This is a genomic window from Streptomyces sp. RKAG290 (genome assembly GCF_023701695.1).
In the GTDB taxonomy this organism is placed as follows: Bacteria; Actinomycetota; Actinomycetes; order Streptomycetales; family Streptomycetaceae; genus Streptomyces.
Window position 1 is genome coordinate 1 of record NZ_JAJOZC010000018.1, and the last position, 13,336, is coordinate 13,336.

13 protein-coding genes and 2 pseudogenes are annotated in these 13,336 nt (G+C 70.4%); 8 read left to right on the forward strand and 7 right to left on the reverse strand.

The window, feature by feature from the left end:
- The 3 genes from LNW71_RS35710 to LNW71_RS35720 all read left to right on the forward strand — a co-directional run.
- On the forward strand, nt 1-823 hold an 823-nt coding region (locus LNW71_RS35710; RefSeq protein WP_250972360.1), incomplete at its 5' end, for an MFS transporter.
- Nucleotides 820-1,404 (forward strand): alpha/beta hydrolase, encoded by a 585-nt coding sequence (locus LNW71_RS35715; RefSeq protein ID WP_250972361.1) that lies wholly within the window; start codon nt 820-822, stop codon nt 1,402-1,404. The genes LNW71_RS35710 and LNW71_RS35715, both read left to right, overlap by 4 nt.
- A 46-nt stretch (nt 1,405-1,450) precedes the next feature.
- Entirely contained in the window at nt 1,451-3,442 is a 1,992-nt protein-coding gene (locus LNW71_RS35720) for an acetoacetate--CoA ligase (protein WP_250972362.1), read from the forward strand.
- Between the two features lie 270 nt (nt 3,443-3,712).
- Here the strand turns inward: LNW71_RS35720 and LNW71_RS35725 are convergent, their stop codons facing one another.
- Together LNW71_RS35725 and LNW71_RS35735 are read right to left on the reverse strand one after the other, a co-directional pair.
- Nucleotides 3,713-3,928, reverse strand: coding sequence for a DUF6243 family protein (locus tag LNW71_RS35725; RefSeq protein ID WP_250972363.1), 216 nt, complete (start codon nt 3,926-3,928; stop codon nt 3,713-3,715).
- Nucleotides 3,929-4,146: 218 nt separating this feature from the next.
- Nucleotides 4,147-5,419 (reverse strand): annotated as a pseudogene (locus LNW71_RS35735) (MFS transporter).
- Nucleotides 5,420-5,518: 99 nt separating this feature from the next.
- Here LNW71_RS35735 and LNW71_RS35740 point away from each other — a divergent pair.
- Nucleotides 5,519-6,601, forward strand: a pseudogene (locus LNW71_RS35740) (DUF5937 family protein).
- Nucleotides 6,602-6,642: 41 nt separating this feature from the next.
- Here LNW71_RS35740 and LNW71_RS35745 read toward each other — a convergent pair.
- Nucleotides 6,643-7,068 carry a helix-turn-helix domain-containing protein gene (locus tag LNW71_RS35745; RefSeq protein WP_250972364.1) on the reverse strand — a complete coding sequence of 142 codons (426 nt, stop codon included), beginning with the start codon at nt 7,066-7,068 and terminating at the stop codon, nt 6,643-6,645.
- A gap of 132 nt (nt 7,069-7,200) precedes the next feature.
- Here LNW71_RS35745 and LNW71_RS35750 point away from each other — a divergent pair, with 132 nt between their 5' ends.
- The 4 genes from LNW71_RS35750 to LNW71_RS35765 all read left to right on the forward strand — a co-directional run bounded on the left by LNW71_RS35750 (nt 7,201) and on the right by LNW71_RS35765 (nt 9,773).
- Nucleotides 7,201-8,109 carry an alcohol dehydrogenase catalytic domain-containing protein gene (locus tag LNW71_RS35750; RefSeq protein ID WP_374119567.1) on the forward strand — a complete coding sequence of 303 codons (909 nt, stop codon included), beginning with the start codon at nt 7,201-7,203 and terminating at the stop codon, nt 8,107-8,109.
- A gap of 98 nt (nt 8,110-8,207) precedes the next feature.
- Nucleotides 8,208-8,552, forward strand: a complete 345-nt coding sequence (locus LNW71_RS35755; RefSeq protein WP_250972365.1) for a hypothetical protein — start codon at nt 8,208-8,210, stop codon at nt 8,550-8,552.
- A complete protein-coding gene (locus LNW71_RS35760) occupies nt 8,468-9,172 on the forward strand; it encodes a DUF402 domain-containing protein (RefSeq protein ID WP_250972366.1) in 705 nt (234 codons plus the stop codon). Before LNW71_RS35755 ends, LNW71_RS35760 begins: the two co-directional genes overlap by 85 nt.
- Nucleotides 9,129-9,773, forward strand: coding sequence for a dihydrofolate reductase family protein (locus tag LNW71_RS35765; protein WP_250972367.1), 645 nt, complete (start codon nt 9,129-9,131; stop codon nt 9,771-9,773). The genes LNW71_RS35760 and LNW71_RS35765 overlap by 44 nt, the downstream gene beginning before the upstream one ends.
- A 308-nt stretch (nt 9,774-10,081) precedes the next feature.
- On the opposite strand, the gene LNW71_RS35770 is transcribed toward LNW71_RS35765, so the two are convergent.
- The 4 genes from LNW71_RS35770 to LNW71_RS35785 all read right to left on the reverse strand — a co-directional run.
- Nucleotides 10,082-10,576 carry a hypothetical protein gene (locus LNW71_RS35770; protein WP_250972368.1) on the reverse strand — a complete coding sequence of 165 codons (495 nt, stop codon included), beginning with the start codon at nt 10,574-10,576 and terminating at the stop codon, nt 10,082-10,084.
- Nucleotides 10,537-11,262 (reverse strand): sialidase family protein, encoded by a 726-nt coding sequence (locus LNW71_RS35775; protein WP_250972369.1) that lies wholly within the window; start codon nt 11,260-11,262, stop codon nt 10,537-10,539. The genes LNW71_RS35770 and LNW71_RS35775 overlap by 40 nt, the downstream gene beginning before the upstream one ends.
- 112 nt (nt 11,263-11,374) lie before the next feature.
- Nucleotides 11,375-12,151, reverse strand: coding sequence for a glycoside hydrolase (locus LNW71_RS35780; RefSeq protein ID WP_308294583.1), 777 nt, complete (start codon nt 12,149-12,151; stop codon nt 11,375-11,377).
- 437 nt (nt 12,152-12,588) lie between these two features.
- A partial coding sequence (locus LNW71_RS35785; RefSeq protein ID WP_250972370.1) for a GH25 family lysozyme occupies nt 12,589-13,336 on the reverse strand: 748 nt, incomplete at its 5' end.

The window sequence follows — 13,336 nt, forward strand, 5'->3', positions numbered from 1 at the left end:
CGGTGCCATCGCCCAGTCATTCGGCTGGCGTTGGGCCTTCGGCGCGATGGGATTCCTCGGGCTCGTGCTCGCCGCCGTCTACGGACTCGTGATCACGGAGAAGAGGATCGGTTCGGCCTCGACGAGCCGAAGAGTGTCCATGACCGGCGAACGTGCCCCCATCCGAGTCCAGTTGCCGCAGTTGTTCTCTTCCCGCTCCGTGGTCTGCGCGTACATCGGCAGCGGACTGCAGATGTTCATCGCGATGGCCCTGCTCGCCTGGATGCCCAGCTTCCTCAACCGCTACTACGACATGACTCCTGGTGAGGCGGGCCTCGGAGCCGGGGTCTTCGCGCTGATCGGTGGCAGTGGCATGATCCTCTGCGGGATCGTCGCGGACCGCCTGAGCCGGAAGGCCGCGGTCCGGAAGTGGGTCGTTGCGATCGCGTGCAGCATGGGGTCGCTCGTGCTGCTGACCGCGGGATTCCGTCTTCCGACCGGTCCGCTGCAACTCGTGCTGATCGGGGCCGGGACCCTGGTGGCCGCGGGAACCGCCGGACCGGCGGCCGCGATGGTCGCCAATCTGACCCCCGGCGCCATCGCAGCGACGGCGTTCGCCACCCTCACCCTGGCCAACAGCCTGCTCGGGCTCGCCCCCGGGCCCGCGGTGACGGGCATGCTCGCGGACGGCCTTGGCCTGCTCGGCGCGCTGCAGGTGATCCCCCTCATGGCCCTCGTGACCAGCGTGGTCTTCACCATCGGAATGTTCTCCTACGAAAGAGACCTGCGCCGCCTGGGGCCGCTGCCCGCCCCGGCGCTCAAGACATCGGAGTCGCAGCCATGAGCCTCCCCGCAGAGCCAACGGTCGTGATCGTCCTCGGGCTGCGCGATCACGTGCCGGAGCACTGGCAGACCATCCTCGCCAACAAGATCGCCGACGCCCGGACCGTCCCCCCGCTGGAGAAGGACAGGCTGAGCTGCGACGCCCAGGTCGCCGTACTGGAAGAAGTGCTGTCGGACATCTCCGGGCCGGTCGTACTCGTCGCGCACAGCGCCGGGGTGATGACCACCGTGCACTGGGCGCAACGGCACCGGCGCCCGGTCGAAGGGGCACTGCTGGCGACTCCACCCGACTTCGAGACCCCGCTGCCGGACGGCTACCCCACTCCGGAGGCCCTGCGTGACAACGGCTGGACACCGGTGCCACGGACGGCCCTGCCCTTCCACAGCATCGTCGCGGCGAGCACGAACGACCCCCTTGCCGACGCCGGTCGCGTCGCCGATCTCGCCCGGGCATGGGGCAGCAGCCTCGTGGACCTCGGCCCGGTCGGGCACCTCAACCCCGCATCCGGCTACGGCGCATGGCCCCGGGCGGAGGAGTTCGTCCGCGAGCTCGGCCGGAACCCGTCCGACAGGACCGCCTGACCGCGCCCCTCTCCCCAACCGCACGACCCCGCCCCCGGAGGCGCTGATGAGCACCGATCCCGACCTGCTGTGGTCCCCGAGCCGCACAACCGCCGAACGGTCCAACACGGCCGGCTTCATGCGCTGGCTGAACGAGACGCGGGGACTGGCTTTCTCCGACTACCCGGAGCTGTGGCTCTGGAGTACCACCGACACGGCCGCCTTCTGGTCCGCGGTATGGGAGTTCTACGGCCTCGACGCCGTCAGTGGGTACGACGAGGTGCTGGCCGACGCGTCGATGCCCGGGGCCACCTGGTTCACCGGCGCACGGATGAACTTCGCCGAGCGGTGCCTCTCCCGTGCCACCGACGAGCGCCCGGCCCTGATCAGCGTCTGCGAGGGCGGTGTTCCCGTGGAGACGTCGTGGCGGCAGCTCGGCCGCGACGTCGCCGCTGTCGCCGCATCCCTGAGAGAGATGGGCGTGGGTCCGGGTGACCGCGTCGCCGGTTACCTCCCGAACACGTCACACGCTGTTGTCGCGCTGCTGGCCAGTGCCGCTGTCGGCGCGGTGTGGACGGTGTGCTCGCCGGACTTCGGTACGCCCAGCGTGCTCGCCCGGTTGAGGCAGGCGCAGCCCACGGTGCTGGTGGCCGCCGATGGCTACTCGTACGGGGGCAAGGAGTTCGACCGGCGTTCGGCGGCCGCCGACATCGTGGACGGGCTGCCCACGGTCCGGCATCTGATCGCGGTCGACCACCTCGATGCGTCCGCCGCCCCGACGTTGTGGTGCCGGCGGCCCGAGGTGGTGCAGCACAAGTGGTCCGCGCTGCTCGGCAACCGGGCGGAACTCAGCTTCGCCGATGTCCCCTTCGAGCACCCGCTGTGGATCTTGTGGTCATCCGGTACCACGGGCGTACCGAAGGGCATCGTGCAGGGTCACGGCGGGATCGTCGTCGAACTGCTCAAGGCCCTGGGCCTCGGCGTCGATCTGCGCAGCGACGACCGCTACTTCTTCCAGACATCCACCAGCTGGATGGTGTGGAACTTCATGGTCGGCGGCCTGCTGCACGGCGCCACGATCGTCCTGTACGACGGCAGCCCCACGTACCCCGACGTCAACGGCGTGTGGAAGGTCGCAGAACAGACACGAGCGACGGTGGTCGGCGTGGGAGCGGCCTACCTCGTCGCTGCGGAGAAAGCGGATGCGCACCCAGCTGCCGAGACCGACCTGCGCGCACTGCGGTCGATCCTGCAGACCGGTTCGTCGCTTCCCGGCACTACCTGGCGCTGGGTCTACGACCGTCTTGCCCCCGACGCGTGGCTGCAGTCGATCTGCGGAGGAACCGACGTCTGCTCGGTTCTCGCCGGTGGTTCCCCCCTTCTCCCGGTGCGAGCCGGCCGGATCCAGTGTCCCGCGCTCGGCGTCGCCCTCGCCGCCTGGGACGCCTCCGGACACTCACTCGTCGGCGAGCAGGGGGAACTGGTGGTGACGGCACCGCTTCCCTCGATGCCGTTGCATTTCGTCGACGACCCGGAGAATCTGCGCTATCTGGCGAGTTACTTCGATGTCTACCCCCAGGTGTGGCGACACGGCGACTGGGTCACGATCGACTCCGACCTGTCGGTGGTGGTGGCCGGGCGCTCGGATTCAACGCTCAACCGCATGGGCGTGCGGATGGGCTCCGCCGACATCTACGCCGTCGTCGAGCAGCTCCCTCAGATCGCGGACAGCCTGGTCATCGGTGCCGAACTGCCGGACGGTCGCTACTTCATGCCGCTCTTCGTCGTCGTAGCCGAAGGGGAACCCTTCGACGCCACCCTCCGGACCGCCGTCGCGACGTCCATCAGAGACAAACTCTCACCCCGGCACGTTCCGGATGCCATCGTTCCGATAGCCGCCGTGCCCCGCACCCTGACCGGAAAGAAGTTGGAGGTCCCCGTCAAACGGATCATCCAGGGGGCCCGTGCCGCTGAGGTGACCGCTGACGGCGCGGTCACCCACCCGGAGGTGCTTGCCTGGTTCGAGGACTTCGCGAACACGCTCCCTACCGGCCGCTGAAACGGCCGCCAGGACGGTAGCCGACCAGCACCCCATCGATTGGCTTCCGCACGGCCGGCCCATCCTCTTCATCAGCTGCATTCATCAAGCCTTGGTATGCGGCTCGCCGACGAATCGCGAGGGCCGTGGTCATCACGGTGCTCGGCACAGGCAGATACGCGCCGGGAGTGAGAGAGGCCAGAAGGAAGCCCTGCTACGGCAGCAGGGCCCGGCCCGCGCGTCGCGGTCCGGGCCCTGCCCCGTGCGGTGCCGCCCTGCGGCGGCGGTGCCTCAGCTCTGTGCGGTGTCGTCGCCCGTCTGCCCGTCGCCCTCGGCCGCGCCCGTCTTCTCGCGCATCTTGCGCACCAGCTCGGCCTTCTGGTCGGCCGCACCCTGGCGGTCGAGGTTGCGGTGCGGGCCGTTGTTCTGGCGTTCGGCGCGGGACAGCTTCTTGCGCTGGCCGCCGCCCATACCCACGGGGTTGTTGATGTTCTTGCTCACGGTCATGGGTTCTCCCGATAATGATGTGAAGTGATCTACGGATTCGTCGGTGGGGGACGGGCGGCGACGTCGAACGACGTCAGCGGGGGCCCATCACGCTCTCACTCGTAAATCGGCGTCTGGAAGAACATGACAAAGACGATACCCGGTTCCGTCGGCCCCGCACACCAACCCGATCCTGGGGGCGAAGTCCCGACACAAGGAGCCGGAGAAAACGTCGGCCGCTACTTCAATCCGTCGCCGGAGGCGACTGCCGAGCTCACGGCCCCACTCGCCCCCGGCGGCGCCGACCGCTGAGCCGCGCCTTGATCCTTCTCGGTGGCGACGGCGCCGGCGGAGAGGAGCGTCGCAGCGGCGAGGCTGCCCCAGAGGGCGGTCGAGCCGTGCGGGCGAGAGAGGTGATCATTGCCGGCGAGATGGCGAGGCCGAAACCCGTGGAGAGCTGGAAGCGCGCGAGGGCGCGCCCCACGACAGGGGCCGGGGCAAGGGCGGTGACGAGCGCGGTGGCGCTGCCGGCGTAGATGATCTCGCCGACCGTGCAGACCACGGAGACCGTGAGGAGGGCGGGGGCACCCCAGCCGCGTCCCAGTGAGGTGGCCGCGAGGAAGCCGAGATAGGACGCGCTGAGTACCACGCCGGCGAAGGCCAGCACGGTCTGCCGGGAGAAGCGGGACAGCAGGGCCGTGACCGGAACCTGCAGGGTGACCACCAGCACCGTGTTGGTCACGAAGACGGCTGCCGACCACACCGGGGATGCGTGCAACTGGTTCCGCAGGATCAGAGGGAGCGCGATTTCGGGGACGTTGAGGCAGAAGACGTAGACCACGTTGGCGGCCAGCAGCGTGCGCATGCGGGGCGCGGGCCCGTCGTTCCTCTCCTTGGCCTGGGCAGCGGCCGGAGACGCGTGCACGTGGACCGACCATGCCAAGGCCGCGGCAGTGAGATAGGCGAGCCCGGTGACGGCTGCCAGCGCCTGCAACGCGGTGGTGCCGCCCGCCAGGCAGGTGGCGGCGAGGAGCGCGCCCACGCCCAGGCCGGCGTTGCGCAGGGCGCGGCCGGCCGCGAGAGCGACGTCGCGGTCCCTGCCGTGGGCGACCGTGGCCACGAGAGCTGCGTGGGCGGCCGGCCACGACTGGTTGCCGATGCCGAGGAAGAGCGCCGCCGTCGCGAACAGCCAGAGGTGTCCCGCCGGGTGGCCAGCAGCAGCGCCACGCCCAGCACCCGCACCAGCATCGACGCTGCCACGACCGTGCTGCGTGCGCCCCGGTCCAGCCATCGGCCGACCCCGGGCATGCACCCCAGACCCACGACGACGCCGACCGTCATGGCGATGCCGGTGGCAGGCCCGGACAGCCTCAGCACGGTCATCCCGTAGAGGAGCAGAAAGGGCCGTAACAGGCCGGTGCCGAGCGCGTCCACGGCCAGGGCGGCGGCATACCGCGGGCCTCCGGAGGCACGGACGAGGGCGCGCGGCTGGATCTTGGTGGTGGTTGCCATGGCGCCAACGGTGCGTTCGGCCGCCGGGCCGGGCACGTCGGTTGACGGACACCGTCAACCGACGCCGTCGCCGGCCGTACGGTCGGCGATGATGAGGGGGTGACGTTGAGGATCGACATCAGCGGCCTGCGGTCCGAGAGACTGCGGTTCGCCGCCTCCCCGCTGGCCGAGCTGACCGCGATGCTGCACGTGCTGGCCGAACCCGGGCACCATCCGCGACTTGCCGGCTGGGCCGGGGGCGTCTGGGCCGGCCTGCGGCCGGAGCTGGCCGAGCGGTTGCGGGAGGCGGAGTTCCTCTGGCGTTCCTCACGAGCCGACTTCCTGGTCCCCGCCCGCCCCCGCCCGACGCTCGTCCAGGAGCTGGACGACGTGGACCGGATCGACGACGAAACGTACGTGACTTCCGCGCTCGTCACCACGTGCGGCAGCAACCGGGTCCACTTCGCTGCGCCGTCACCGCTCGCCGACGCGACCGCGCGCGAACGCGCCCTGGACCTGGCCCAGGCGCGGCCCGCTGCAGGAGGCCTTCGCGGAACGGCTGCTCGCAGATCCGGCCACGGTGCGGGCACGGGTGCGCCACACCCTCGAACAGTGCGCCGACGCCTTCTTCGACGCCGCCTGGACGAGCGTCGCCGCGCAACTCGCCACCGACCTGCGCCTGAAGAACGACCTGCTGAAGCGCCGGGGCACCGGGGCGGCACTCGCATCGGTCTCCGACGCGGTCACCCTGGCGCCGGGCGGCGACAGCATCATCGTGGACCAGTTGCAGGACAACGCGACCGCCGCCCACGGCACCGGGGTCACCTTCCTCCCCAGTGTCTTCGGCCGTCCGCACCTGATGGTGGTGCACGCGCGCGGGTGGCAGCCGGTGGTGCAGTACCCCGTGGCAGAGGCGAGTCCAGCGGAACCGGTATCGCTGGAAACAGTCACGCGGCGGCTGGAGGCACTCGCGCATCCGGTACGGCTACGGCTCCTGCGTACCCTGGCCCGCGGCCCGCACACCACCGGCGAACTGGCCCACGCCTGGAACTCTCACCCCCGGAGGTATCCCGCCACCTCGCCGTCCTGCGCCACGCCGGGCTGCTCGCGGCCCGGCGGCGCGGCCGCTACGTCCACTACACCCTCGACCTGTCGGCGATGACGACGCTGGGCACGGACCTGCTGTCGGCCGTGCTGCGCTGATCCTCCATAACTGTCCGCAGCTCACGGCCATGTGCCAAGAGTCATGGACCAGGTGCGGGCAACTCCGTAGCTGTGCCCCGGTCGTAGTCCGTGCGGGCGGTCTGGACTTGCTCGATATGGCATTCGGCCCACGACTTGATCGAGGCCATCACCGGCAGCAGGCTGAGGCCGAGCGCGGTGAGCTGGTAGTCCACCCGGACCGGCACCGACGGGGTCACCGTGCGGGTGAGCAGGCCGTCACGCTCCAAGGCGCGCAGAGTCTGGGTGAGCATCTTCTGGCTGACCCCCGCGATGATCCGGTTCAGGTCGCCGTACCGCAGCGGCCCGTCGGCCAGCGCGTTCAGCACCAGGCTCACCCACTTGTCACTGATCCGGTCCAGTAGCTGCCGGGCCGGGCAGGTGGCCAGGTAGGCGTCGTAGGCGCCACGCTCGTCGGCGCGGCGCTGGGCGGCGGTGCGGGTGGCCATGCGCACTCCCAGGTCGGGTACGCACTCCGAAGTGCGTACTTCCCGACGGAGAGTAACGCTCCGTAGGTTCGTGGACATGAGAGCTGTGATGTTCGTTCCTTCGGCGGCCCGGAAGTCCTTGAGGTGGTGGAGGTGCCGGTGCCGGAACCGGGCTCCGGCCAGGTCCGGATCCGGGTCGCCGCCGCGGCCGTCAACCCGGTGGACGTCCAGACCCGCTCCGGCGCGCTCACCGCCGGTGGCCTGCTCCCGGCGCGGGAGGTCATCGGCATCGGTTGGGACGTCGCCGGCACCGTTGACGCGCTCGGGCCCCGGACCACCGGTTTCCGCCGCGGCGACGCGGTGCTCGGGCTGTCCGACCGGCTGGCACTGCCGCTCAAGGCGCAGGCCGAATACGTGGTGCTGGACGCGGACGCGGTCGCGGTCGCCGCGGTGCCGGCCGGCACCGAATTGGTGGCCGCGGCGACCCTGCCACTGGGCGGGCTCACCGCCGCGCAGGCACTCGACATCGCCGCGGCCGGGCCCGGCGACACGCTGCTGGTCACCGGGGCAGCCGGAGCGGTGGGCGGCTACACGGTGCAACTCGCCGCGGCGGCCGGCGTACGGGTGGTCGCCGTCGCGGACGTGGGCGACGAGGAGCTGGTGCGCGACCTCGGCGCGGAGTTCTTCGTGCCGAGGACCGCGGATCTGCCCGCCGCGGTGCGCGGCCTGGTGCCCGGTGGCGTGGACACCGCGGTCGACGCGGCGTCGGTCGGCATGCTCGCGCTGGACGCGGTGCGCGGCGGGGGCGCTCTGGTCAGCGTGCGGGGCAATGCCCCGACACCGCTGCGCGGCATCCGGGTGCGCAACGTATGGATCCGCGCGGACGGCCCCGCCTCGCCGAGTTGGCCGCCGCCGGGCTGCGGCCGCGGGTCGCCGACGTCCTGCCGCTGGACAAGGTCGCCGAGGCGCACCACAGGCTGGCGGCGGGTGGGCTGCGCAGTCGCCTGGTGCTGGTGCCCTGAGGTGAACCCCCGGTGCGGGCCAGATGATCCCCCGGGATGAGCAGCCTGGGCAGACAGCTCCTGAGCGGCGGCTTGCCCGCCCGGCCGGGGCGCGCTGAGGTGGGGCCGGGCCTGCCGGAAGTCCCGGCCGGAACCGGCATGGAGGAGGAGCCAGTGAAGTGCTTCGAGGCGGGGGAGACGGTCGTACGGCGCGATGTGCACCGCAGCGGCCGGGTATGGAGCGAGCAGGCGCTGCGCGTACTCCTGGACTCCACCGAGGCGCTGGTGACCGCCTGCCCGCCGGGGGCACAGGCGGTGTGGCCGTCGCTGTACGCCAAGGCCCGTGCCGACGGTGACCCCTCGGTGCGCACCGAGGCGTTCGACGCGATGGCGACGGGGGAGTGGGAGCTCGGGCCGGGGTGTGGCAGGAGACCGAGCTGCTGCTGTGGAAGCCGCCGACAGCGTGGTTCAGCATCAACGCCTTCTTCACGCCCGACGGGCTGAGGAACTGGTACGTCAACTTCGAGCGCCCCACGACCCGAACGGGCGACGGCTTCGACACCTTCGACCTGACCGTCGACCTCGTCATCGCCCCCGACCTGGCCACCTTCACGTGGAAGGACGAAGACGAGTACGCACACGTCCGGCGTCTCGGGATCGTCACCGACACCGAACACCGGGCAGTGCAGCTCGCCCGCGCCCAGGTCCTCGCCATGCTCGAAGAGCGGGCCGGGCCGTTCGCGGACGCCGACCGGTGGCGGCCTGGCGCTGGGACCCGGACTGGCCCGTGCCGTGTCTCCCCGGCGCGAAGCGGTCGGCCCGGGGAGGGCGCTGAGCACGTGGCGTCGGACTCCTGGTTCCGGTACGGCCTCGGGCATGAGGACGCGAGTGCATCGCGTTGTTGTGTCATTGTGCGGACGGGCAGCGACCGCAGCGTGGGAATGTTTCCTGTCGCCGACACCACGGTCTCGCCGACATCACCCATGGCTGGGCCTCGTGCAGCAGGATGTGTGCGCGCTGCGATGAGTTCTGCCGGCCTTGCCAGTCTCACTACCGTTGTCGACCACACAGGAGGACCACGTGACGCAGCTGTTGAGAGTCCAGAACTTCAACGTCTCCAGTGACGGGATCGCCGCCGGCGAGGACCAGACCCTGGAAAGGCCGTTCGGTCATGTCGATCCCGGGAGGCTGTTCGCCTGGGCCGGCGCCACGGCGAGCTGGCCGATGCGCACCGACCCCGGTGGGAGCCGGGGGCTGGACGACTACCTCACGCGGGACTACCCACGCAACATCGGCGCCGAGATCATGGGCCGGAACAAGTTCGGTCCCCAGCGCGGGCCCTGGCAGGATCATGAGTGGCAGGGCTGGTGGGGTGACGAGCCCCCGTTCCACACCCCGGTGTTCGTGATGACCCATCACCCGCGTCCCTCGATCACGCTCTCCGACACCACGTTCCACTTCGTCGACGCCGACCCGGCCTCGGTCCTCGCGCAGGCACGGGAGGCCGCACAGGGCAAGGACGTCCGGCTCGGCGGCGGAGCCACCACCATCCGGCAGTTCCTCGACGCCGATCTCGTCGACAGCCTGCATGTGGCGGTCTCGCCGGTGAAGCTCGGTTCCGGGCTGCGGCTCTGGGAGTCGCCGGAGGAACTGCTCGACCGGTTCCACCTGGACGTGGTGCCGAGTTCGAGCGGCGTGACGCACCACCTGTTCTGGCGGAAGTGACATCTGGGGGCGCGGGATCTGCGGACGGGCCCGGCCCGGACGGCGCGATCGAGGCACGCGGTGGACAGCGCCCGACGTGAGGCCGAGGCGCTCACCAGTCGCCCCCGGAACCCCCGGAACCGGCGGAACCGGCGGGTCATGGCTCCGCTCGTGCGGCAGCGGATTCCTTGGACCGAGCTCGCCTCGGCCGCCGGGTCATTGCCTCTGGAATGCGGTCAGCTGCGCGCGAGGGCCCGGATGCCGGTGAGCGTCCGGGCCCTGCGCAATGGACAACGGGCCGCAAGCGGCGCCGAATCGAGCGGTGCGGCTCAGGCCACGCCCTCCGCGAAGTAGGGAGTGCAGACGGAGCCGTTCCAGTCCGTGGCGATCTCGAAGAGCCGCGATCCGTCGGCCGAAGGAAGCAGCGCCGAGCTGTAGTTGGGGCAGAAGTCGACCTTCGTGGACTCCACCGTGACCGGGGCGGCGATCGCCCGCCAGGCCCCCGCGGCCCCGTTGTCGTTCACCCACACCGTCCGGCCCGACCCCGCGACCCTGGAGCCACCCGCGTCGACCAGTTCCTGACCGATCAGGAACAGCCGTCCCTGCGGGGAGCCCGCGAGCGGGGACCAGGCGAGTGTCGGTGCGTGGCGGAAGTACTGCCCGTCCGGCGTCTCCGGACGGATGCCCAGGTAGGCGGGGTCTCCCCAGTCCCAGCCGTCGGCCGAGGTGCGGTAGTGGACGACGCAGGCGTACTGGCCGCCGGGGGTGCAGATCTCGTACGTCATCACGTATGTGCCGTTCGGCAGCTTCCGCACCACGGCCATGCCCGGCCGGTCGGAGGCCAGAGTGCTGGCGAGGGTGTCGTGGTGCCCGGTCCAGGCGACTCCGTCGGCGCTGCGGGCCGCGACGAGCTTCTGGCTGTGGGCGGGATCTGTCTCGTCGGAGTAGTGGGCACCAACTGCCCGTCGGCCGCCACGGAGAATTCGGGCTCCCACAGCCCGCGTTCGTCGGCCGCGGTGGCGACGGTGGAGAGATAACTCCACGTGCGACCGACGTCGTTGCTCCTGAAGACCTGCAGGGACATGTGGCGCGGGGCGGTGTCCTGGCCGATCGAGGCCGACCACAGGAGTGTCCCTGCCGGCAGGCCGCCGACGGCCTGCGGCAGCTCGTACAGAGTCGAGCAGCACAAGCCCTTGCCGCCCGCGGCATCCGGGGCGCGCACCTGACCGACTTCGGCGAACGTCCTGCCCGCGTCGGTGGACTCGCTGATGGTGCCGACGCCGTTGTTGCCGTCGAAAGTCACGACGGAGGAGACGATCCGTCCGTTGGCCGCACCACTGTGTTCCAGTCGGACAGCCCTGGGATACATGCCGTCCCCGCGCAGTGGGGTGCCCGAGGCCGCCGAGGCGCCGGCGGCGCCGATGGAGAGGAGTCCCGCGACAAGTGCAGACAGCACGGCGAGAACGGCCGCGCGGGAGGCGGCGGTCCTGGAACGGGGGGCTGGACGCATTGTGGCTCCATGTGTGGGGATCGGCTGTCACGTGCACGCCACCCCCGGACCTTCACGCCCGTGACGCTGCGCGGCGTTCGGTGCGTGAAGGCCGACGGAGGGACGAGGCGGATCAGTTGACGCTTGCGGAGAACTTCGTGACCGCCAGGCCCGCGCCGTTCTCCCACGGCTCGAAGCCGGCCTGCACGCTGGTGAGGTACCAGTCCGGTGTGGCCAGTCCCTCGGAGATGGCCCCGTTGACGAAGTCCTTGACGTCGAAGCTCAGCCCCGTCAGCGCGGAGGGGGCGACGTAGGACACGACGTCGTTGCCGCCGTTGTTGCCCTTCCAGACGTCCCACGTCTGACCGGCGATGCTGGCCGTGCCCGTTTTTGAGCCGATCGGCTGGATGGGGCCGACCTTGTTCAGCCAGATCATGATCTCGGTCTGATTCACCCCGTCGGTCTTGGGTGCCGGGTCGAGCCAGATGTCGAAGGCGGCATCGTAGACGGCGCCGCCGGTGTACTTGTACTCGATCTGACTCGGGACGCTGCCGATCGCGCTGACCTGCTTGGGCAGGTTCGTGCCCGGCGAGCAGTTGGTGTAGTGGCAGCCGACGTAGATCGAGGGGTACGACTTCGGGGCGCCGCCCGTGGACACGGAACCGTCGGCCGTGGTGAGTTCGAAGCCGTCACCGACCTGGTTGACGCACTGCGGGGAGCTGGTGCCCCAGGCGTTGTTCTGGACGATGTAGCCACCCGGGGTGGTGGCCGAGCCGAACTGCTCGCAGGTCTGTCCGTCGGCGCTGGCCGTGCCGGCCGTCGCCGCCATGCCGGATACCGAGCCGGCGGCCAGCACGAGGGCTGCGAGCAGCGGGCGGGCGCGGTACGTCCTACGGCGCGTGGCATTCATGGGAGTTCCTTCTTTCGGGCAGTGGGGGGAGGACCGTGGGGGGTCCGTGATGCTATGGGAGCGCTCCCAGACGCAAAAGCACCGTACGAAGTCCTCGACGCCCACGACAAGGCGTCGTGCCCCAATGGCGTGAACTTGCCGTTGAGCCGACTCATCAACCGGGCGGATTCGGCAAGTCAAGGTCTCGCCCCCTGGCCCATCAGCCACAAGGCCCCGCCCCGCCACAGGGGTAACCAGCGATATTCGGCCAGGCGGGCCCACCGAGGGCTCGCCCCGCCGCCGACCGGCAGGTGTCCGGGTCGGGCCGACTCCGGCCGCTCGTCCCCGTGACCGGCCACGGACCGGTCACGGGGACGAGCGGGGCGAACTGCCGCGGTTCCTGCGGGCGGTCGCGGGGGCGCGGTCAGGGCGACGTCCTCAGAGGGTGTTGGACGTCCTCAGGGGGTGTTGTTCGCCAGGGCCAGCAGGCGGCTGGCGTCACCGCTGAACCGGTCGCGGTCCACAGCGCCCGAGATGCCGCTCACGGACCCGGAGTCGGAGTACTGCCAGAACGTCCAGTACGGGAAGCCCGCGGGAATGGAGGGGCTGGACGCGCTGGTCCAGTGGGCCACGAAGAGGGGGCTGCGGGCGGACATGCCGCCCCATCCGCCGGTGCAGGAGCTCCACCAACTGGGACTGGTGTAGATGACGACGTCACGGCCCGTGCGCGCCTTGTACGTGTTGTAGAAGTCCAGGATCCACGACTGCATGGCCGAGGCGGTCTTGCCGTAGCAGCCGCCTTCGAGGTCGAGCATTCCGGGCAGCGTCAGGTTGTCCCGGGACCAGGCACCGCCGTTACTGGCGAAGTAGTTTGCCTGGGAGGCGCCGGTGGAGAGGTTGGGGCGGGCGAAGTGATAGGCGCCCCGGATCACCTTCGCGTTGTACGCGTGAAGGTAGTTGGCGCTGAAGTTGGGGTCCTTGTACGTCGTGGACTCCGTCGCCTTGATGTAGGCGAACTGGATTCCCGCCGACTTCACCGAGGCCCAGTTGATCGACCCCTGGTAGTGCGAGACGTCGATGCCGGGAAGCTGGGCCGCTTGTGTGGACGCGCTGCCTTCGGCACCGGGCACGACCCGTCGCGTGTCTGCCTTGAAGCTGTCTCCGTCCGCGAGGTAGCCGGCGCCCATGAAGCCGCCGCCGACGGGA

What these genes read in the sequence shown, in the direction of transcription:
- LNW71_RS35720 (WP_250972362.1), top strand. Translation starts at nt 1,451, where the DNA reads ATGAGCACCGATCCCGACCTGCTGTGGTCCCCGAGCCGCACAACCGCC.
- LNW71_RS35745 (WP_250972364.1), bottom strand. Translation starts at nt 7,068, where the DNA reads ATGGCCACCCGCACCGCCGCCCAGCGCCGCGCCGACGAGCGTGGCGCC.
- LNW71_RS35725 (WP_250972363.1), bottom strand. Translation starts at nt 3,928, where the DNA reads ATGACCGTGAGCAAGAACATCAACAACCCCGTGGGTATGGGCGGCGGC.
- LNW71_RS35775 (WP_250972369.1), bottom strand. Translation starts at nt 11,262, where the DNA reads ATGCGTCCAGCCCCCCGTTCCAGGACCGCCGCCTCCCGCGCGGCCGTT.
- LNW71_RS35770 (WP_250972368.1), bottom strand. Translation starts at nt 10,576, where the DNA reads ATGGCCGTGGTGCGGAAGCTGCCGAACGGCACATACGTGATGACGTAC.
- LNW71_RS35755 (WP_250972365.1), top strand. Translation starts at nt 8,208, where the DNA reads ATGGAGGAGGAGCCAGTGAAGTGCTTCGAGGCGGGGGAGACGGTCGTA.
- LNW71_RS35715 (WP_250972361.1), top strand. Translation starts at nt 820, where the DNA reads ATGAGCCTCCCCGCAGAGCCAACGGTCGTGATCGTCCTCGGGCTGCGC.
- LNW71_RS35780 (WP_308294583.1), bottom strand. Translation starts at nt 12,151, where the DNA reads ATGAATGCCACGCGCCGTAGGACGTACCGCGCCCGCCCGCTGCTCGCA.